19 protein-coding genes are annotated in these 20,659 nt (G+C 51.6%); 18 read left to right on the forward strand and 1 reads right to left on the reverse strand.

Features of this window, described 5'->3' with window-relative positions; all coding sequences use genetic code 11:
- Positions 1-215 precede the first annotated feature (215 nt).
- The 9 genes from recA (at position 216) to FYJ84_RS00300 (ending at position 9,167) form a co-directional block, all read left to right on the forward strand.
- Positions 216-1,262 (forward strand): recombinase RecA, encoded by a 1,047-nt coding sequence (gene recA, locus FYJ84_RS00260; protein ID WP_154404976.1) that lies wholly within the window; start codon positions 216-218, stop codon positions 1,260-1,262.
- Positions 1,255-1,752: a regulatory protein RecX gene (locus tag FYJ84_RS00265; protein ID WP_154404978.1), complete on the forward strand. Its 498-nt coding sequence runs from the start codon at positions 1,255-1,257 to the stop codon at positions 1,750-1,752. Before recA ends, FYJ84_RS00265 begins: the two co-directional genes overlap by 8 nt.
- A 135-nt stretch (positions 1,753-1,887) precedes the next feature.
- Positions 1,888-3,423 (forward strand): glutamine-hydrolyzing GMP synthase, encoded by a 1,536-nt coding sequence (gene guaA / locus FYJ84_RS00270; protein WP_154405213.1) that lies wholly within the window; start codon positions 1,888-1,890, stop codon positions 3,421-3,423.
- A gap of 305 nt (positions 3,424-3,728) precedes the next feature.
- A complete protein-coding gene (locus FYJ84_RS00275) occupies positions 3,729-3,998 on the forward strand; it encodes an ACT domain-containing protein (protein ID WP_154404980.1) in 270 nt (89 codons plus the stop codon).
- 101 nt (positions 3,999-4,099) lie between these two features.
- The gene (locus FYJ84_RS00280) at positions 4,100-5,461 is read left to right on the forward strand and encodes a PFL family protein (RefSeq protein WP_277007179.1); all 1,362 of its coding nucleotides are present in this window, start codon (positions 4,100-4,102) and stop codon (positions 5,459-5,461) included.
- Positions 5,462-5,545: 84 nt separating this feature from the next.
- Positions 5,546-6,181 carry an endonuclease III gene (nth, locus tag FYJ84_RS00285; RefSeq protein WP_154404982.1) on the forward strand — a complete coding sequence of 212 codons (636 nt, stop codon included), beginning with the start codon at positions 5,546-5,548 and terminating at the stop codon, positions 6,179-6,181.
- Between the two features lie 30 nt (positions 6,182-6,211).
- Positions 6,212-6,667, forward strand: coding sequence for an N-acetyltransferase (locus FYJ84_RS00290; RefSeq protein WP_154404984.1), 456 nt, complete (start codon positions 6,212-6,214; stop codon positions 6,665-6,667).
- Positions 6,668-7,263: 596 nt separating this feature from the next.
- Positions 7,264-8,277, forward strand: coding sequence for a 3-deoxy-7-phosphoheptulonate synthase (gene aroF / locus FYJ84_RS00295; protein WP_154404986.1), 1,014 nt, complete (start codon positions 7,264-7,266; stop codon positions 8,275-8,277).
- Entirely contained in the window at positions 8,277-9,167 is an 891-nt protein-coding gene (locus FYJ84_RS00300) for a prephenate dehydrogenase (protein ID WP_154404988.1), read from the forward strand. Before aroF ends, FYJ84_RS00300 begins: the two co-directional genes overlap by 1 nt.
- 74 nt (positions 9,168-9,241) lie before the next feature.
- Here the strand turns inward: FYJ84_RS00300 and FYJ84_RS00305 are convergent, their stop codons facing one another.
- Complete coding sequence (locus FYJ84_RS00305; protein WP_154404990.1) at positions 9,242-10,996, reverse strand: Rqc2 family fibronectin-binding protein; 1,755 nt, start codon at positions 10,994-10,996, stop codon at positions 9,242-9,244.
- A gap of 249 nt (positions 10,997-11,245) precedes the next feature.
- On the opposite strand from FYJ84_RS00305, the gene FYJ84_RS00310 reads away from it, so the two are divergent.
- From FYJ84_RS00310 to FYJ84_RS00350, 9 genes are all read left to right on the forward strand, one after another.
- The gene (locus FYJ84_RS00310; protein ID WP_235901284.1) at positions 11,246-12,463 is read left to right on the forward strand and encodes an O-antigen ligase family protein; all 1,218 of its coding nucleotides are present in this window, start codon (positions 11,246-11,248) and stop codon (positions 12,461-12,463) included.
- An 83-nt stretch (positions 12,464-12,546) separates the two neighbouring features.
- Positions 12,547-13,335 carry a glutamate racemase gene (murI, locus tag FYJ84_RS00315; RefSeq protein WP_154404994.1) on the forward strand — a complete coding sequence of 263 codons (789 nt, stop codon included), beginning with the start codon at positions 12,547-12,549 and terminating at the stop codon, positions 13,333-13,335.
- A gap of 786 nt (positions 13,336-14,121) precedes the next feature.
- Positions 14,122-14,922 carry an SDR family oxidoreductase gene (locus tag FYJ84_RS00320; protein WP_154404996.1) on the forward strand — a complete coding sequence of 267 codons (801 nt, stop codon included), beginning with the start codon at positions 14,122-14,124 and terminating at the stop codon, positions 14,920-14,922.
- Positions 14,923-14,958: 36 nt separating this feature from the next.
- The gene (locus tag FYJ84_RS00325; RefSeq protein WP_154404998.1) at positions 14,959-16,872 is read left to right on the forward strand and encodes a BglG family transcription antiterminator; all 1,914 of its coding nucleotides are present in this window, start codon (positions 14,959-14,961) and stop codon (positions 16,870-16,872) included.
- A gap of 68 nt (positions 16,873-16,940) precedes the next feature.
- Positions 16,941-17,396 carry a transcriptional regulator GutM gene (locus FYJ84_RS00330; RefSeq protein ID WP_154405000.1) on the forward strand — a complete coding sequence of 152 codons (456 nt, stop codon included), beginning with the start codon at positions 16,941-16,943 and terminating at the stop codon, positions 17,394-17,396.
- Positions 17,397-17,481: 85 nt separating this feature from the next.
- Positions 17,482-18,036 (forward strand): PTS glucitol/sorbitol transporter subunit IIC, encoded by a 555-nt coding sequence (gene srlA / locus FYJ84_RS00335; RefSeq protein ID WP_154405002.1) that lies wholly within the window; start codon positions 17,482-17,484, stop codon positions 18,034-18,036.
- Positions 18,037-18,049: 13 nt separating this feature from the next.
- Positions 18,050-19,078 (forward strand): PTS glucitol/sorbitol transporter subunit IIB, encoded by a 1,029-nt coding sequence (gene srlE, locus FYJ84_RS00340; protein ID WP_154405004.1) that lies wholly within the window; start codon positions 18,050-18,052, stop codon positions 19,076-19,078.
- Positions 19,079-19,201: 123 nt separating this feature from the next.
- Entirely contained in the window at positions 19,202-19,570 is a 369-nt protein-coding gene (locus FYJ84_RS00345; protein ID WP_154405006.1) for a PTS glucitol/sorbitol transporter subunit IIA, read from the forward strand.
- A 226-nt stretch (positions 19,571-19,796) separates the two neighbouring features.
- A complete protein-coding gene (locus FYJ84_RS00350; RefSeq protein WP_154405008.1) occupies positions 19,797-20,447 on the forward strand; it encodes an HAD family hydrolase in 651 nt (216 codons plus the stop codon).
- The last annotated feature ends 212 nt before the right edge of the window (positions 20,448-20,659 follow it).

Below are 20,659 nucleotides of genomic sequence, written 5' to 3' on the forward strand. Positions count from 1 at the left end.
GTGTATTGTTTTGACGGGGCGGCGTAAGCCGCCCTGTTTTTTTGGGCAAAATGCCAGGTATAAATGCCATTGAATATAAATATATATTTATATTTATATCTATATTTATATATACAGAACAAAAAGTTAAAAATATTCTATTTACCTATTGCGCAAAAAACCCGTGTTTGTTATAATAGGTATAGAATTTCATTGTGATTAAGGAGTTTTGAAATATGGATCAGGAAAAAGAAGAATCTTTAAAAAATGCCATGAAGCAGATTGAGAAGGACTATGGCAAGGGTGCCATTATGCGCCTGGGTGATGCGGCAGCCAATATGAACGTAGAAGTTATTTCTACAGGTATCCTGCCCCTTGATATCGCCTTGGGCGTAGGGGGTATTCCTAGGGGGCGTATCATTGAGATTTACGGCCCTGAGTCCTCTGGTAAGACTACTGTAACCCTGCACATGATTGCCGAGGCGCAGCGGCAGGGGGGCGTGGCAGCCTTTATCGATGCGGAGCATGCGCTGGACCCTGTTTATGCCAAGAATTTGGGGGTGGATATTGACAACCTGCTGATTTCCCAGCCTGATACCGGCGAGCAGGCGCTGGAGATTGTGGAGGCCCTGGTGCGCAGCGGCGCCATCGATATTATCGTGGTGGACTCTGTAGCGGCTCTGGTGCCTCGTGCGGAGATTGAGGGCGATATGGGGGATGCCCATGTGGGCCTCCTGGCGCGCCTCATGAGCCAGGCCATGCGCAAGCTGACGGGTATCATCAGCAAGTCCCAGACTACTGCTATCTTCATCAATCAGATTCGCGAGAAGGTGGGCACCATGTATGGTAACCCTGAGACCACCACCGGCGGCCGTGCCCTGAAGTTCTATTCCTCAGTGCGTCTGGATGTAAGGAAGTTTGATGTGGTGAAGCAGGGTACCACTATCCTGGGCAACCGCACCAAGGTAAAGGTAGTGAAGAACAAGGTGGCTCCGCCATTCAAGGTAGCTGAGTTTGATATTATGTACGGGGAGGGTGTTTCCAAGGAAAGCAGCGTGATTGACATTGCCGCTGACCTGGATATCCTCAACAAGAGCGGTTCCTGGTATTCCTACAACGGCAACCGTCTGGGACAGGGCAAGGACACTGTCAAGGAAATTCTCAGAAACCAGCCTGAGCTGATGGCAGAGATAGAGGCGAAGCTGTATGAGATGCTGAAGGATGCGGATGTCATCCAGAGGCTGACTTCTCCGGCCAAGAAGGGCAAGGCTTCCGATGAGTAAGGAGCGGTCAGCTGCAAAATCATCTGGTTCTCGCGAGGGACAGCCTTCCTGCAAGGCAAAGGCTGTAGAGTTTTTGGCGCGCAGTGACCAGAGCATACGCAGGCTGTCAGATAAGCTGTCCAGGAAGGGCTACGGAGAGGATGAGATAGAGGAAACTATTCAGTGGCTGCAGTCTAAAAGGTTTATCCAGGAGGAGGAGGGCTGCCGGAGGCGGTTTGAGTTTCTCTACCATGACAGCAGCTACAGTGTGCGGCAGATTGTGGCGAAGCTGCAGCAGCAGGGATATGACCGGGATATGATCAGGGAGTGCATTCCGGATGATACTGATGAGCGGGAGTATGCCGTGGCCATGAAGGTGGTGCGGCGCAGGTTCAAGGCAGGTGCGGAGCAGCAGAAAATGCTGCAGCATCTGTACATGAAGGGCTTTGACTACGATACGGCCAGGAACGCTGTGGAGGATTTGCGGCTGGAATGGGACGAGGATATATGATATAATGGATTGGTGTTTCAGGCTTTGCCTGTGCTGTTTTGTGGCGAATATGAAAGCGCTATGTGATTTTTGCAGGCAGCCAGCCCGTGAGTGATTTGTGTGGATTGAGGAGGAGCATAAATAGTGACAAATGAAATGATTATTGTCCTGGACTTTGGTGGCCAGTACAACCAGCTGATTGCCCGCCGTGTGCGTGAGTGCAATGTTTATTGCGAGGTGCATCCCAATACTCTCAGCCTTGAGAAAATCAAGGCTATGAAAAACCTGAAGGGCATCATCTTTACCGGCGGCCCTAACAGCGTGTATACATCTGACTCTGCAACCATCAGCACAGAGGTATTCAAGCTTGGCGTGCCTGTGCTGGGCATCTGCTACGGCTCCCAGCTGATGGCGCATCTTTTGGGCGGCAAGGTGGAGACTGCTCCTGTCAGCGAGTACGGCAAGACTGATGTCAGCATCAAGGCAGCTGGTTCCAAGCTGTTTGAGGGCGTATCTGCCAATACCGTCTGCTGGATGAGCCACACTGACTATATTTCCAAGGCTCCTGAGGGCTTCACCATTACGGCTGATACTCCTGTATGCCCTGTAGCGGCTATGGAGAACGAGGCAGAGGGCCTGTATGCCGTACAGTTCCACCCTGAGGTGCTGCATACTGTAGAGGGCACGAAGATGCTCAGCAACTTTGTGTACAATGTCTGCCAGTGCGCCGGTGACTGGCGCATGGATTCCTTTGTGGAGACTACCATCCAGCAGCTGAAGGAAAAGATAGGCAACGGCAAGGCACTCTGCGCCCTGTCCGGCGGCGTTGATTCCTCCGTGGCGGCTGTGCTCATGTCCAAGGCCATCGGCAAGCAGCTGACCTGCGTATTCGTGGACCATGGCCTTTTACGCAAGGATGAGGGGGATCAGGTTGAGGCAGTATTCGGTCCTGATGGCCCATATGATTTGAATTTTATCCGGGTCAATGTGCAGGAGCGTTTCTATGAGAAGCTCAAGGGCGTAACCGAGCCGGAGCAGAAGCGCAAGATTATCGGCGAGGAATTCATCCGGGTATTTGAGGAGGAAGCCAAGAAGATTGGTGCCGTGGACTTTTTGGTACAGGGCACAATCTATCCTGATGTTATTGAGAGCGGCCTGGGCAAGTCTGCGGTAATCAAGTCCCATCACAACGTAGGCGGTCTGCCTGATTATGTGGATTTCAAGGAGATTGTGGAGCCGCTGCGCCTTTTGTTCAAGGATGAGGTGAGGAAGGCCGGCCGCGAGCTGGGCATTCCTGATTATCTGGTGAACCGTCAGCCGTTCCCTGGCCCTGGCCTGGGCATCCGCATTATCGGCGAGGTAACTGCTGAAAAGGTAAAAATCGTGCAGGAGGCAGATGCCATCTACCGGGAGGAAGTGGCTGCCGCGGGTGTGGACAAGAATCTGGGACAGTATTTCGCTGCCCTTACCAATATGCGCTCCGTAGGTGTTATGGGTGATTTCCGCACCTATGATTATGCTATTGCCCTGCGTGCCGTTATGACCAGTGACTTCATGACCGCTGAGAGTGCCCAGCTCCCATGGGAAGTGTTGCACAAGGTAACCAACCGTATTGTAAATGAGGTTAAGGGCGTAAACCGTGTAATGTATGATTGCACCAGCAAGCCGCCTGCGACTATTGAGTTTGAATAAGAAGTGATATTGGATGCGGCAGATAGTCTTTAGGTGATTGTCTGTCGCATTTATGATAATATTATATTCAAAGCAGATCTGTTTTCATATGATTTAATGTTTGATTCAGAAAGTGTGCAGAAAGTATTGAATCAAATCTAAGAATTGACCTATGATGATTATGGAGGGATATTTTACGGAGAAATAGCTAAATTTCCCAAATATTTTTCCCTAGGTAGTTATAAATTTTCCTTTACTATGCTATAATGTAAAAACATCGGGGATTTTGTATCCTGTTCACTTGAGTTATGATAGGAGAGAATAGCATGAAATTGGTTGTTACTACTGTTGGTAAGGATAGAGTGGGTATTATTGCGATGGTCAGCAACATTCTGGCGGAGAACAATATCAACATCCTCAGTGTAAATCAGAACATCATGGATGGCTTTTTCAACATGATTATGATGGCTGAGACTGTAGGGGACAATGTAAAGCTGCCAGAGATGCAGAAGCTGCTCAGGGAAAAGGGGCAGGAGCTGGATTTGGAGATAAAGGTACAGAATCAGGAAATCTTCAACATTATGCACAATATTTAAGCATATTATGCACAATATTCATTCGCTACGCGTGATATCTGCACAATGTGCAGGATAGTAATACATTTGTTGTCGTAATATGACTATATGGAGGATTTTTTGTGATTACTATAGATAATATTTTAGAAACAAATCGCATGATTACGGAGAATAAGCTGGATGTGCGCACCATTACCATGGGCATTTCCCTGCGTGATTGTGCTCATCCGAACATTGACCAGTTCTGCCGCAATGTGTATGATAAGATTACCAAATCTGCCGAATTTCTTGTAAAGACCGGTGAGGATATCGAGGCTCAGTATGGTATTCCTATTATTCACAAGCGTATTTCCGTAACCCCTATTGCCATTGCTGCCGAGGCCTGCAAGACTGACTCTTACGTGCCGGTAGCTGAGACCTTGGACAAGGCTGCCAAGGCTGTGGGCGTAAACTTCATCGGCGGTTTTTCTGCACTGGTGGAAAAGGGCTTTACCAATGGCGATAAAATCCTGCTGGACTCCATTCCCCAGGCACTGGCTACCACTGATGTGGTATGCTCCTCTGTCAACCTGGGTTCTACCAAGGCAGGCATCAACATGGACTGTGTGCGCCAGATGGGTGAGATTATCAAGCGTACTGCGGAGTTGACCCGTGACCAGGATGCCCTAGGCTGTGCCAAGCTGGTAGTGTTTGCCAACGCCCCTGGGGACAATCCTTTCATGGCAGGTGCTTTCCACGGCGTCAGTGAGGCGGAGAAGGTTGTCAGCGTAGGTGTCAGCGGCCCTGGCGTTGTTAAGCATGCCCTGGAGGATTTGAAGGGCGCTGACTTTACCGAGGTGGCTGAGACCATCAAGAAGACTGCCTTCAAGATTACCCGTGTAGGCCAGCTGGTTGCCCGTGAGGCTTCCAGGCGTCTTGGTGTGCCATTCGGCATCATCGACCTTTCCCTTGCTCCGACTCCGGCAGTTGGTGACTCTGTTGCCAACGTATTGGAGGAAATGGGGCTGGAACGCTGCGGCGCACCGGGTACAACTGCGGCATTGGCACTTCTCAATGATGCTGTGAAGAAGGGCGGCCTGATGGCTTCTTCCCATGTAGGCGGCCTTAGTGGTGCGTTTATTCCTGTCAGCGAGGATCAGGGCATGATTGAGGCCATTGAGTGCGGCTCCCTGTCCATTGAGAAGCTGGAGGCCATGACCTGCGTATGCTCCGTAGGCCTTGATATGATTGCTGTAGAGGGCGATACCACTGCCGCTACTATTTCCGGCATCATTGCTGATGAGGCGGCTATCGGCATGATTAACAACAAGACCACTGCTGTCCGCGTTATTCCTGTTCCAGGCAAGAAGGTGGGCGAGAGCGTGGAGTTTGGCGGTCTTTTGGGACGCTGCCCTATTGTCAAGGTTCGCAACAACTGGAGTTCCGAGGCATTTATTGCCCGTGGCGGACGCATTCCGGCACCGATCAGGAGCCTGACAAACTAATTAGCCTGACCTCTTAATTGCTAAATTAGGCAACTAATAAACTTATTGTTATAATAAACTAACTGTTCATGTGGCGGTGATGCTATGCGTGTTACCAAGAAAATAAAGGCTGAACAAATTGCTATTTTGGGCCAGGTGTACAAGGATACCAAGCCTGCCCTGAAGTTCCGCAATCCCTTTGAGCTTCTGGTTGCGGTGATTTTGTCTGCCCAATGTACGGATGTAAGGGTGAACATTACCACGGAAAGGCTCTTTGCCAAGGCTCCATGTCCGCAGGATATTGTGGACATGGGGCTGCCGGCCCTGGAGCAGGAAATCAAGGACTGCGGCTTGTTTCGCAATAAGGCGAAGAACATCATGGCTACCTGCGAGATTTTGGTGCGGGAGTTTGATAGCAAGGTGCCGGAGGATTTTGATACCCTGCTGAAGCTGCCGGGAGTGGGCAGGAAGACTGCCAACGTGGTTACCAGCATTGCCTTTGACCGGCCTGCCATCGCGGTGGATACCCATGTTTTCCGGGTGGCCAACAGGCTGAAGCTGGCTGTGGGGGAGACTCCCCTGGAGGTGGAGGAGGGGCTGATGAAGGCTATCCCCAAGGAATTGTGGAGCCAGGCTCATCATTGGCTCATCTGGCATGGCCGCAGGGTGTGCAAGGCACGCAGGCCTCTGTGCGGTGAATGCCCATTGGGGGAAGTGTGCCCAAGCATGGGCAAGGCATAAGAGATTTTGAAGTTTTAGGAGTGGGCATCAATGATTTTTAGGAAGGCTCGCTTTGGCGATACAGAAACGATTTTTCACCTGATAGCGGTCTATGCGAAAAATGGCGAGATGCTGGCACGCTCCCGCAATACCATCTACGAAAATCTGCGTGACCTGGTAGTGGCAGAGGACGAAGATGGCGAGGTTGTGGGGGTAGGCGGCCTGCATATTACCTGGGATTCCATGGCGGAAATCTGCGCTATGGCAGTGGCACCGGAGATGGTTCGCCAGGGCATCGGCAGCGGCATTGTGAACATGCTGATTGAGGAAGGCAGGGAGCTGGGGGTAAAGACCTTTTTTACCCTGACCTACAAGCCGAAGTTCTTTGAAAGCTTGGGCTTTACGGTGGTTTCCCGTGATGATTTGCCTCACAAGATATGGAAGGACTGCATTGACTGCCCGAAGTTCCCGGACTGTGATGAGATTGCCCTGATACGCAGGGAATAGCATGACCGGCAGCGTACACAAAGCAGATATCGGATGGTACATCATAACTGGTAATTACTGATGGTGAATGGTAATAAATAATAATTTTTTAATATTGTTCTTGACAAATCTGCTTTTAGTGTTTAAAATAGGGCTTGTAAGTTGTACAAAGTTGTTAAACAAATTCTGAGTGCAGAGTTTTATATGCTAATGGCTATGAGCGAGAGAAATCCAGTGGGCACTTTGCAGAGAGCTGTGGGTTGCTGCGACACAGCAGGAGAAGCTGGGAATATACACTCGTGAGCTGCGGGCTGAAGTCACTTGAGGCAGGTTGCCGTACTGTGCGGCAGGGGAAGACGTTCCTTGTCTGCTTTTATGATGGTGATGGTAGGCTTCGCCGGATTGCTTCCGTTATCATGGGCTAGGATATGCTAGTATCCGAAAAGAGTGCTTGCGAAAGCGAGCAGGGTGGTACCACGGTCAACAGCCGTCCCTGTATTTGGGGGCGGTTTTTTTGTATTCAGATTTAGATTTTATTCATTTCAGCTTAAATTTATCATTCAAATTTTTACTTAATTTTAGTTAATTAATTTTATGTTATACTAGGGGGAATTATCATGATTATCGTAATGGCACCAAATTCAACTCAGGCAGACCTGGACAATGTTATCAGCAAGGTGAAGTCTCAGGGGCTGGATGTACATCTTTCCCAGGGAACCAGCCGCACTATTGTAGGCGTAATCGGTGACAAGGCAGCTATCGGCCAGCTGGAGATGCAGCACCTCAGCGGCGTGGAGAAGACCGTGCGCATTACCGAGAAGTACAAGCTGGTAAGCCGGGAGTTCAAGAGAAACAACACCGTCATCAACGTTGGCGGCGTGGAAATCGGCGGCAGCAAGCCTATTGTCATGGCAGGCCCTTGCGCCGTGGAGAGCATGGAGCAGCTGATGGAGTCGGCTACTGCCGTGGCCAAGGCTGGTGCCCAGTTCCTGCGGGGCGGTGCCTTCAAGCCTCGTACATCCCCATACGATTTCCAGGGGCTGGCAGAGCAGGGGCTGAAAATGCTCCGGGAGGCAGCGGATGCTAACGGCCTTAAGGTTGTCACCGAGGTTGTGGACCAGCGTTCTATCGAGACTGTGGCAAGCTATGCAGATGTGCTGCAGATTGGCGCCAGGAACATGCAGAACTTCCAGCTGCTGAAGGAAGTGGGCAGGGCTGGCAAGCCTGTCATGCTGAAGCGCGGCCTCTGCGCCACCATCAAGGAGTGGCTCAATGCGGCTGAGTACATCATGAGCGAGGGCTGTGACGATGTAATCTTCTGCGAGCGGGGCATCCGCACCTACGAGACCTACACCAGGAATACCCTTGACCTGAGTGCCGTAGCCGCCATCAAGGAGCTTTCCCACCTGCCTATCGTGGTGGACCCTAGCCACGGCACGGGACGCCGCAGCATGGTGCGACCTATGGCCATTGCCGCTATCGCTGCCGGGGCAGACGGCCTGATTATCGAGGTGCATCCGCATCCTGAGGTGGCTCTCTCCGATGGTGAGCAGTCCCTGACTCCTGCTGATTTTGAGGAAGTAATGGCAGATATCAAGCGTGTTGCTTCCCTTTTAAGAGGTGAGGACTGATGTCAAAGCTGAAGCTTGCCATTATCGGCGTGGGGCTGATTGGCGGTTCCCTGGGACTGTGCCTGAAGGATAAGCTGGGGGATGAGATTTACATTACCGGCATGTGCCGTACCCGGGAGTCTATGGAGAGGGCTGTAGCCCTGGGGGCTGTGGATTTTGCCTCCGACAATCCGGCAGAGGTGGTCACGGGGGCAGATATTGTTTTCCTCAGCACCCCTGTATTGCAGATGGTGCCTATGGTGGAAAAGCTGCTTCCCTTTATGAAGCCGGGAACGGTTATTACGGATGCAGGCAGCACCAAGCAGTACATCTGGAACGGCCTGAAGGAGATTTTGCCGCCGGATATTTATTACGTGCCGGGGCATCCCATGACCGGCAGGGAAAAAAGCGGTGTTGATGCCGCCCAGAAGGATTTGTTTGTCAACAAGTGCTACGTTATCGTGGAGAATGAGGGAGTGCCAAAGCAGGTGCATGAGAAAATCTGCGACCTGGTGCGCCTGACAGGAGCAAACCTGACTACGCTGGATATTGCCAAGCACGACCGCTGTGCTTCGGTTATCAGCCATATTCCTCATGTGGCGGCTGCTGCGCTGGTAACACTTCTGAACAGGAGCCACGGTGACAAGGAGGCCTGCCTGAAGCTGGCAGGAGGCGGATTCAAGGACACTACCCGCATTGCTTCCTCCAATGCTGACATGTGGGCTGATATCTGCATGACCAATGGGGAGGCAATCGTCAATCACATCAGGATTTTGCAGGGCATCCTGGGAGAGGTGGCAGGTGCCATCGAAAACAATGACAGGCAGGCACTGCATGATTACTTTGCCGAGTCCAAGAAGCGCCGCGACAGCATTCTTGAGCAGACCAGGAACATGTATGAATTGATTTAAAAAATAAATTCAATAAAAAAGGAGTTATGGTTCACGGTATAGTGATGCCATAACTCTTTTTCTTTGTCAATGATTTATGCTTCCTGCAAAAGCACAGGCTGCAAGACCTCTGCTTCCGGCGTGACATAAAGGGTTGTCTGATTGGTGAAGATTACGAAGCCAGGCTTTGCCCCGGATGGCTTCTTGACAAAGCGTGCCCGGGTATAGTCCACAGGAACCTTTGAGGAGCCCTGGGCCTTGGAGAAATGCACAGCCAGGTAGCTGGCCAGGAGCAGCGTGTCCTCTGCTGGTTCATCACCGTCACAGCGGAGGATGACATGGGAGCCGGGAATGTTCTGGGTATGGAGCCAGATATCCCCGGGATTGGCGGTTTTGAAGGTGAGCCTGTCGTTTTGATAGTTGTTCTTGCCTACCAATATCTGGGTGCCGTCAGAGGCAGTAAATTTGAAAGGCTGGGACTGCTTCTCGGCGGCATGCTTTTTCGGCTTTTCCCTGAGGATGCCGCTGGCAATCAGTTCCGCCTTGATATCGTTGATTTCTGCCAGCCGGGTGGAGGACTCCAGGGATGCCTCAATGGATGACATGTATTGTATGTCATCCAGGCAGTGCTGCAGCTGCTGCTCTAGAAGCTCCTTGCCCCGTTTCAGCTTGTCGTATTTCTTGTAGTAGGCCTGCACATTTTCCACCACGGACAGCCGCTGGTCCATCCTGATGGTGATGCTTTCGCCTGTCTCGCTGTAGATGTTGGGCACGGTTACTTCTGCATCTACCCTGTCCTGAAACTGATACTGGTAGGTCATGAGATTGTCTGCCTTGATGCGGTATTCCTCGGCATTGTCGGCGGCAGCTATGTCATCACGCAGCTTCTGTACCTTGTTTTCTGCCCGGTTCAGCTCGTTTTTCATCAGCTTCCTGAACCTGTCCTTGTCAGGTATCTGGTAGCTGCCTGTGAGGCTGGATGCCCTGCCCAGCATTTCGCTGATGGTGGGGAAGGTGAGGATTGTTTCATTGGTTAAATAATGGAGGGGGAAGGAGGCGGTGGCAAGGGGCTTGTGGTTCTTGTCGATGACGATGGAAGCGGCACCGCAGGGCTCCCGGAAGCTGTCCGTGATTTCCTGCAGTGCGTTTTCCAGTGAGGCAAAATCCCCCTCATTCAGCTGGCTGATGGTCATGCTGGCAGGCAATCCGGCGCCGTATGCAGCTTCTTTTGCCGTCACGGGGCCGAAGCCCAGGCAGGTGTCGAGGATGGCCTTGGAGAGCTTCATGTCCCCTTTGGTTCTGATGGCAGCTATGGCCTCCCTGATGGGCGTTTCCAGCAGGTTCAGCTTGTCCTGCTGGGGGGGCAGGACATAGGCATCCCCCGGCAGGACTGTCCTGACGCGGCTGGAATTGGTGCCCACCTTCCTGAGGGCATCGATGATGATGCCATCCTGCACAAGGATGATGTTGCTGTATTTGCCCATCAGCTCCACCACCAAAGTCTTGGTGATAATTTTGCCTCCGGCAGACAGGAAATCAATATCCATTATCAGCAGCCTGTCCAGCCCGTACTGGCGTACACCGGCAATCCTGCCTGTTTCCAGGTGCTTTCTCAGCACCATGCAGAACATGGGCGGCTCCGGCGGATTTTCCGGTGCCTTGTCAATCAGGTGCATGGCAGGGTTCTGGGGATTGATGGTGATGTGAAGCAATACATTTTTGCCCGGCAGGCGCAGGGACATGACGATGGACTGCTTGCTGGGCTGATTTATTCTGTCAATGCGCCCTCCTGCCACTGCCCTGTCCAGCTCTATGGCAAGGGGGTGCATTGAAATGCCGTCTAAACTCATAGCTAAAGGTTCCTCCTCAAAAATCAGGCTCTGATGCAGCCTGCGTAATGTGTCAATATATTATGGCATAATATAGCTCTTTGAGCAGATATGATGCTACACAAAAAGCTATTCATAAGCATAACATTATACTATGTGATTGGTCAATTGTATTTGACCGCTATTAGTGGTAAAATGGGAAGGTAAATTCGGACAGGCTGCTGCCGCATGGGCAGTGCCTGCAAAATCATGGAAAATGAGGTGCAGATATTGAGTGGGTTGAGAAAATTTGCTTCTTCCCGGGGCTGCAGGGATTTGATTGTAATGGCAGTTGTGGCAGAGGCATTTTTTGTGGCACTGTCGCCTGTGGTGGCTGAAATCGCCCTGCTGCTGGGATTTGCCGTGTATTTATTCCGCTGGAAATTTGACAGCGGCTATCATTACCGCAAAAGCCCGGTTTTTGGCGCCATACTGGTGTTCATGCTGTGCGGCGGGGTATCGGTGTTGGTATCCCCGGACAGGGGCTTCAGTTTTTACAACTGGTACAATCTGGCGGTGGTTTACTGCATGACCTTTGTGCTGGTTACGCAGAACGTGACTACCAAGGGCGAAGTGAAGTATATTGCCTATGCCCTGGGGCTGTCAGCTGCTATTGTGGTGGCCTATGGATTTTTTCAGTATACCTTTGGCATTGATACCAGCGAGATGAAGTGGGTTGATGGCGAGGCTTTTCCCGAGCTGAGAAAAAGGGTGTTTTCCACCTGGGAAAATCCCAATATTCTGGCAGCATATCTTGATATTGTCATCTGCGTCCTTTTGGGGCTTTTGGCAAAGCTGGAGGACAAAACTACGCGTATCTGGCTGGGCGGTGCCATAGTGGCATGTCTTGCCTGCCTTGCTATGACTTATGCCCGGGGGGCGTTCCTGACTATCGTGGTCATCCTGGCTGGCTACGGCATCCTCAGGGACAAGCGCATCCTGCTGGCGGTGATTGTGGTGATTGCCGGGATTTTGCTTTTGGACCCGGTGCTTTTGGAGCGTATGAAGACTGCTTTTTCCGTGGCGGATACATCATCTGAGATGCGCATCGCCATGTGGGAAAGCACGGTGCAGATGATTATGGACCATCCTTTGCTTGGCATCGGCTGGGGAGCTTACTGGATGGTTTATCCGCTGTATGATACATATATTGTGGATGGCAGCGTGACCTTGGTTCATGCTCACAACATCTATCTGAATTATCCGGCAGAAATCGGTCTTCTGGGCGGTGCGGCGTTTTTTGTCTATTTCTTCAAATCTATGGGTGTGGCGCTGTTCAATCGGCGCGTGTTGCCTAACAAGGCCATGGAAGGGCTGCTTCTGGGGCTGGGGCTTGCCCTGGTTTCTGTTGCCCTCAATGGTGTGACGGATGATGTGCTGTTCAACATACCGTCTTCCATGCTTTTGTGGCTGATGTGCGGCCTGATATTTGTCATCAGGCGCCTGTAGTGCTTGTCGTGAGCAATATTGTTGCGAAGCTGCGTTGTTGTAAATAAATGTTATTGTACTTGTTGGCAGGAGTTGGATAGTGTATGGAAATCAGGCTGGATTGTGATGGGCCGATAGGCGTCATGGATAGCGGTATGGGTGGCATCAGCGTGCTCAGGGAGCTGGCAGGGCTGCTGCCCCATGAGAATTTTGTGTTTTATGGCGATTCTGCCAATGCACCCTATGGCAGCCGCAGCACGGAGAAAATTTATCAGCTGACGGAGCAGGTGGTGCAGAAGCTTTTAAAGCGTGGCGTAAAGGCTGTGGTGATTGCCTGCAATACTGCCAGCAGTGCGGCAGGGGCAAGGCTTCGGGCGGAGTATCCTGAGCTGCCCATCGTGGCGATTGAACCGGCACTGAAACCGGCTGTGATTGCCTGTCCCGGTGGCAGGGTGGTAGTGCTGGCAACGGAAGCAACCCTGCGTGAGCGGAAGTTTGCGAGGCTTTTGACGGAATGGCAGGGAAAGGCGGAGATTATCAAGCTGCCTTTGCCGGGGCTGCCGGAGTTTGTGGAGCGGGGGGAGCTGGATTCGCCGCAGCTGCGTGAGTTTCTGCAGGGATTTTTTGTTCAGCTTGCGGACAGGCCTGTGGATGGCGTGGTGCTGGGGTGCACCCATTATCCTTTTGTCAGGAAGGTGATTGCGGAGCTTCTGGGCCCCCAGGTGAAGGTGTTTGACGGTGCGGCAGGTACGGCACGGCAGCTGCGCCGCCGCCTGTACAGCCGCCGGCTGCTGACAACCAGCCAGCAGCCGGGCAGCATCCAGTGGCTGAACAGCAGCCCTGAGCCTGAAATGATAGAGCTGTCAAAAAAGCTTTTCACTATTACAATATAAATTTCAGTTTGTCGTAGTGCTGGTTTGTTACTTCGTGCACATACTGACTGAAATGGTTTGATAGTTCGTGGACTCTGTTCAGACATTATTAAAGGGACAGGTAGCGGCAGTACCCATAGAAAACTCGCTCTCGCTCGGAGGGGTGACAAAACCCTATTTCCATGATTATTTTCGGTCTAAATCCTTGTCTGCGTTGTTGTCGTCGGTCGGCATGGAACCACCATGCCTTCTTCCTCCGCCTAGCATACAAGGATTTATCCTCGAAACTAATTCATGTCAATAGGGTTTCGTCATCCCCTGCGCCTCGCGCTTCTAAGCTCCTGCATTGCTTACGCTCGCACTCGCTAATAAGCGAGGCTGCACTCAAGGTTTTCTTTGGGTACATGCCGCACCTGTCCATCTTTGTGTCTGAACAGATATGCACATAGTTATCAACTATACTCTGCTATACGATGCCAAGGTAATCAATCTAACTTTACGAACAAGCCTGAAAAGGGGGAGTCGGGAGGCTGACGAAACCTGCAACTGCCAACCGCTGTATAAACTGATGCCTTTTCCCGGCATGTACATCCTGCAGCAAATTTCCGCCTGCTGGAAAAATGATGTACTAATGTTTTTCCAGCAGATGGAAAAAGAATGTATTAAAAATATCATAAATTTCTCCTACAATAAGTACAACAGATACGGAATGGTATCTAAGGAAAAGCAAGTATCAAAAGTACAGAAAGTACAATGAGCACAGAAGCAAGTGCAGAATCACAGGGCAAAAGGAAAGGGGAATTTGTGATGAATGAGAACTGGCTGGGACTTACAGACAAGGTCGTAATCGTAACGGGGGGTGCCTCCGGCATTGGCAGGCATGTGGTAACCACGCTGGTAGCTGCCGGGGCAAAGGCAGTCATTGTAGACATGAATGTAACCACAGGTGAGATGCTGGATGGCGCTTATTGCGTGCAGTGCAACGTAACTGACAGCGCCAGCGTCAGGGCAATGGCTGATACCGTGGTGCAGAAGTACGGACGTATTGACGCATTGGTGAACAATGCTGGCATCAACATGCCGAGGCTTCTGGTGGATGTGCAGGGAGACAGGCCGGAATACGAGCTGAACGATGACAGCTTCAACAAGATGTTTTCGGTCAACGTAAAGGGGGTATTCCTCTGTGCCCAGGCATGTGCCAGGCAGATGCTGAAGCAGGGCAAGGGCGTGATTGTCAATATGTCCTCCGAGTCCGGCAAGGAAGGCTCCCAGGGGCAGTCGGCATACTCTGCCACCAAGGGTGCGGTAGACAGCTTCACCCGTTCCTGGGCCAAGGAGCTGGGCAAGTACAATGTGCGGGTGCTGGCATGTGCCCCAGGCATCATGGAAGCCACCGGCCTCAGGACGGATGCCTACAACGAGGCACTTGCCTATACCCGTGGCTGCAAGCCGGAGGATTTGTCCACGGATTATTCCAAGGTAATCCCCCTGGGCAGGGATGGCAAGCTGGACGAGGTAGGCGACCTGGTGGCTTATCTGGTATCTGACAGGGCAAGCTACATCGCCGGTACGACCATCAATATTTCAGGCGGCAAGTCCCGAGGCTGATAGCCGGGATTGACAGATAAAGAAAGGGTGCTGAAGTTGAAAAACTTGTTTAATGATAATCGCATGTCCAGAATACTGCAATATTTTAGAAAGACTCCGGTTATCACGGTAGGCACCCTGGCTGACAAGCTGGAAGTCAGCGAGCGGACCATCCGCAATGACATCAGGCAGCTAAACCAGGAGCTGGGCTCCTGCGGGCTAATTGATGGCGAAAAGGGGAAATACAGCCTGCATATCTATTCTGCCGAGGGATTTCGGGCAATATATGCCAAATTAGTCGAAACAGACACATTTCTCAATTCTACAAGAAATCGCATGGATTACGCATTCGGCAAGCTGATTCGCTCCGAGGAGCCTATTCTGACGGACGAGCTGGCTTATGAAATGAATGTGGGCCGTACTACCCTGATTGGTGATTTGAAGAAGCTGAGGGAGGAGCTGGCGCCCTACAGCCTGACGATTATTGGCAAGGCCAGCAAGGGGCTTTTGTTGCATGGCAGCGAGCCGGATATCAGGAAATACATCCTGGACAACAATTATCATCAGCTGTATCGGGAATACCCGCTGGACAGGGAGCTGATGGAGGCGATTACGGAAACCTTCAATGCCTATGCCCTGGAAAAGAGCGTGCAGGAAAGGTTTGAGGAGTTTGTCACCCTGATGCTGGACAGGTTCCTGACGGGGCATTATATCGGCAGGCTGGAGCCGGGGTATTACAAGCTGGGCTCCAGGGATGAGTTTGAGATTGTTGATACCCTGATTAACAGGATTGGGCAGATTTTGCAGGTGGAGTTTCCCATTGAGGAAAAGCTGTTTTCCTTTCTGCCTATCCTTGGCATGCGCACCCCGGCGGATATAAGCAGCATCAACCATATCAAGCTGGATGAGGGCATTCGGGCGGTGCTGGAAAAGATTGTTTTAAAAATCCGCCAGGAGATGAATATCAATCTTGCCAACAATGAATTTACCCAGGAGTTTCTGTATCATATCATGTTCATGCTGAACAGGCTGCGGTATGGCATCAGGCTGGTCAATCCCATGCTGGAGGATTTGAAGTCAAAATATCCGCTGGCATATCAGATGGCAGGCATTGCCGCCTCGATTATTGAGGCTGAGTATGGGGTGACGGTGACTGATGATGAGCGTGGCTATCTGGCAGCCTATTTCGGGGTGTTCCTGACGGAAAGCGATTTGGCTGGCAGCAGGAAATTCAGGCTTGCCCTGGTCTGTGGCACAGGCAGGGTGACATCCCGGCTGGTGGCAGTGCAGCTGAAAAAGATTTTGGACAGCTCTGCGGAAATGGAGATGTTTTCCGCGGAACGGGTAACGGCTGAGCAGCTCAATCAGTATGATGTGGTGATTACCACTGTCAGGCTGGCTTGCCAGTGCCAGCGTCCTGTGATTCAGATTAATGAGATTTTTAATGAGCAGGAGCTGCGCTACAAGCTGGAAAAGGCACGGTACTGGGATATTATAGAGCTGCCGGTGCTGGATAACAATCAGCTGGTTATGACAGGGCTTTTGAGCAAAAACAGGGCGTTTATCCTCAATGGATACGAGGAGTACGGGGAAGCCGTTGCCTATATGGTAAGGAGCCTGACAGAACGGGGGTATCTGGACGAGGGCTTTCTGGCAAGGCTGGAGGCGAGGGAGCAGCAGGGCACGATGGTGTTCGGCCACTCTGTAGCTATTCCCCACACGGTGCAGTATGCCGGTGAGCGGGTGGTCTTTGCCATGGGGGTGGCAAGGCAGCCCCTGAGGTATCAGGAGCAGGAGGTACGGGTGATTTTCCTGCTGGGGGTGCCGGAGAATATTGACGAGGATGACAGCGTGCTGATTCGCGTGTATGACGAGATTATCAGCATTGCCAAGGATGAGGCGGTGCTGGGCAGGCTGTCAGAGGCTGGCAGCTTCCAGGAGCTTTTGAGTGCCCTGTACAGGCGAAAATGATTAGCGGCAAAGCTCATAATTGATGATGGATATTTTATGATGATAGGCAGATAGGAGAGGAGCTGGCAATGATGCTGGAGCTGGGACTGGCGATTTTGGGGGCTTTTATATTGCAGGCGGTGCTTAGCATGCTGCAAATGAAGCATTTTTCCAAGGAATTTATGAAGCTGAGGCGGCAGGGCAGGGTAGCCTGCGGCAGGCAGGCAGGAGGCTTCCGGGCAGGAGCCATTGTCATGTTCCTGCTGGATGATGAGGGCATCATCAGGGAGGCCCGCAAGATGGAAGGGGTTACCTTCCTGGCCCGGGTAAAGCCTATGTCGGGCTTTGAAGGCAGGTATATAGGTGACCTGACTGGTGACGAGGTGGAGACGAAGAACAAGAATCTCCGCAAGGCTGTGCTGGATGCGGCACTGACTTATCGGAAATTCGTTTCCGGCGAGCCTATTACGCCGCCGCCATCTCCTTTCCAGCTAGCTGCCATTAATGTACGCAATGCGCTGCAGCGCAGGAAGGTATGGGGCTGACGGCTTCCTTGCTTTCCGGGTTTGCCGGTACTGTCAGTATGAAGTGCCGGTATGTGATTTGAAGAAGTGAGAGAGGAAGATAGATATGGATATTCTCGTTAGTTTTGCATCGGGATTTATGAATTTGTTCAAGCTGGGCGGCGAGCAGTTTGTCAGTTGGATTACAGGGATTATTCCCACCATCGTCATGCTTCTGGTGCTGATGAACGCGATTATGTCGATTGTAGGACCTGAGCGCATGGAGAAAATCGCAAAATTCTGCACAGGCAATCCAGTGCTGAGATATGCGGTGCTGCCTTTTATCAGTGCATTTATGCTGGGCAATCCGATGGCGCTGTCCATCGGCAAGTTCATGCCTGAGTTTTACAAGCCGTGCTATTATGCTTCGGCAACCTATCACTGCCACACCAACAGCGGTATTTTCCCTCATATCAACGTGGCAGAGCTGTTCATCTATCTGGGTATTGCCAATGGTGTGGCGCAGCTGGGGCTGGACATGGCTCCGCTGGCTGTCCGCTACCTTCTGGTAGGCCTGGTGGCAAACTTTATTTCCGGCTATGCCACCGAGTTTACTACCCGCATGGTGGAAAGGCAGCAGGGCATCAGGCTGAGCCGTGAGTTCAAGACAGCGCATAATTAAGGAGGCAGGCAAAATGGCAGAGTTTAAGTCTATTCGTGTAGAGCATGGTGCCGGCGGCTTTGGCGGCCCATTGGTAATAACCCCCACTGAGAAGAAGAACAAGGTGATGTACATCACCGGCGGCGGTGCAGAGCCTGAGTGCCTGCAGCGCATCGTGGAGCTGACAGGGCTGACGCCTGTCAATGGCTTCAAGACCAACTGCCCGGAGGATGAGCTGGCACTGGTGATTATTGACTGCGGTGGCACGCTGCGTTGCGGCATTTATCCCAAGAAGCGTATTCCTACCATCAATACCAATCCTGTGGGCAAGGCAGGCCCTATGGCAAAGTATATCACCGAGGATATTTATGTATCAGGTGTTACTTCCAAGCAGGTGCACCCGGCAGAGGGGGAGGCGGCTGCTGTAGCAGCTTCGGCGGAACCTCAGGCAGCTGACCTGCCAAAGCCGGAGACTGGTAAATTTACTGCAACCAAAAAGGTTTCCCAGACGCTGGCAGAGCAGGAAAATAAGAGCATTGTCACCATTGTGGGCCTGGCTGCAGGCAAGGTGGTCAGCACCTTCTATCAGGCGGCTCGTGATGCCATCCAGACCTGCATTACCACGCTGCTGCCTTTCATGGCATTTGTTTCCATGCTGATTGGCATTATCAATGGTTCCGGCTTTGGCGATGCCTTTGCTTCTGTCCTGACGCCGCTGGCAGGCAATATTTTCGGCCTGGTCATCCTGGGCATTATCTGCTCTATTCCGGGACTGTCCGCCCTGCTTGGCCCTGGTGCGGTAATCGCCCAGATAGTCGGCACCCTGGTGGGGGCAGAAATAGGCAAGGGCAATATCGATCCTCAGATGGCACTGCCAGCCCTGTTTGCTATCAATACCCAGGGTGCCTGCGACTTTATCCCTGTAGGCCTGGGCCTGGCTGAGGCAGAGACGGAAACAATTGAGGTAGGCGTTGTGTCGGTTATGTATTCACGCTTTGCCACCGGCTGGCTGCGGGTAATTATCGCTTACTTTGCCAGCTTCGGGCTGTATGCAGCTGCATGATATGCTGATGATGGACGGTTGGTGTTGCAGGTAACTGATTGTGGTTGATGACAGATGATTGTAACCTGTCTTTGGGGCAGATGGCATAGCCCTTGTTGTGTAAAGTTTTTAGGAGGAATTGCGATGAGCGTTATTTATGAAAATCAGGTCAAGGCATTGGGCGAATGTGTTGAAGAATTCAAGGACGAGGGCATTTTCATCATGTTTGGTGATAATGCGCCGGATGAATTAAAGGATTACTGCTATTCTGTCAGTGTGCAGCCTATTAATGGCACAATCGCACCAGGGCAGGTGCTTTCCGTGGATGACCAGTGCTATACCATCACTGCTGTGGGGGAGGAAGCCCCTGTTACCCTGGCAGGGCTGGGGCATTGCACCGTTAATTTCAGCGGTGCTACCGAGGTGGAGCTGCCCGGCACTATCTATGTGGAGCATAAGCCTATGCCGGTCATCAGGATTGGTTCCGTTATCCGCATCACTGACGGGCTGTGATATGCAATATGATAACTGGTATCTGCTTACTCAGATATTTGTTATAGATTTTACTCCCAATATTTTATACTCCTTTTAATTCCTATCGGCGTTTCATGCTCCCCTCCTAATTGACATGAAGCGCAGCACCTGAACGCTGCTTGTGCCATTATGTGCAGGCGGCGTTTTGGTGTATGTGGGATAAACTGTGGCAAAATATATATTGGTTTAAGAAAGCGAGGATGTTATGTTAAAGGGTGCAATTTTTGATATGGACGGCCTGCTGCTGGATACGGAGCGGCTTTATTGTGAAAGCTGGATAGAGGCGGCTAGGGCATTCGGGCAAGAGCCGGTGGAGGGATTTCCCCGGGCGGTATGTGGCTCTGGCGGGCAGAAGATGCTGGATATTATCGGGAAATATTATCCTGAAGTTGATGCAGAAGCCTTCAGGGATTTTTGCTTGTACAGGGTATTGGATATTTTGCAGAGGGAAATACCCGAAAAGCCGGGGATGCGGGAAATATTGTATTTCTTTCATAGGCATGGCGTAAAGCTGGCGGTAGCAAGCAGTACGAAGCTGGACACCATCACAGATAGCCTGGGGCGTCTGGGGGTGCTGCCGTTATTTGATGCTGTGGTCAGCGGTCAGCAGGTAGAAAAGGGCAAGCCTGCGCCGGATATTTTCCTTTTGGCTGCGGAAAGGATTGGCTGTGCGCCTGGGGAATGTTATGTGTTTGAGGATAGTGCTAACGGTATTCGTGCCGGGGCGGCAGCTGGCTGCTGCACGGTTATGATACCTGACCTGATTGAGCCGGATGCGGAGCTTTGCAGCCTGGCGGATGCAGTCTATGGCAGTCTCAATGAAGCGATAGAGGCTGTTCTAACAGGAAGTATTTAACTTTCAGTTTATACAGCGGTCGGCAGTAGCAAGTTTCGTCAGCCTCCCGGCTCCCCCTTTTCAGCTTTTTCGTAAAGTCAGATTGATTACCTTGGTAGCGTACAGCAGAGTATAGTTGATAACTATGTGCATATCTGTTCAGACACAAAGAGAGACAGGTGCGGCATGTACCCAAAGAAAACCTTGAGTGCAGCCTCGCTTCTTAGCGAGTG

Source organism: Anaerovibrio slackiae (assembly GCF_009695585.1).
GTDB lineage: Bacteria > Bacillota > Negativicutes > Selenomonadales > Selenomonadaceae > Anaerovibrio > Anaerovibrio slackiae.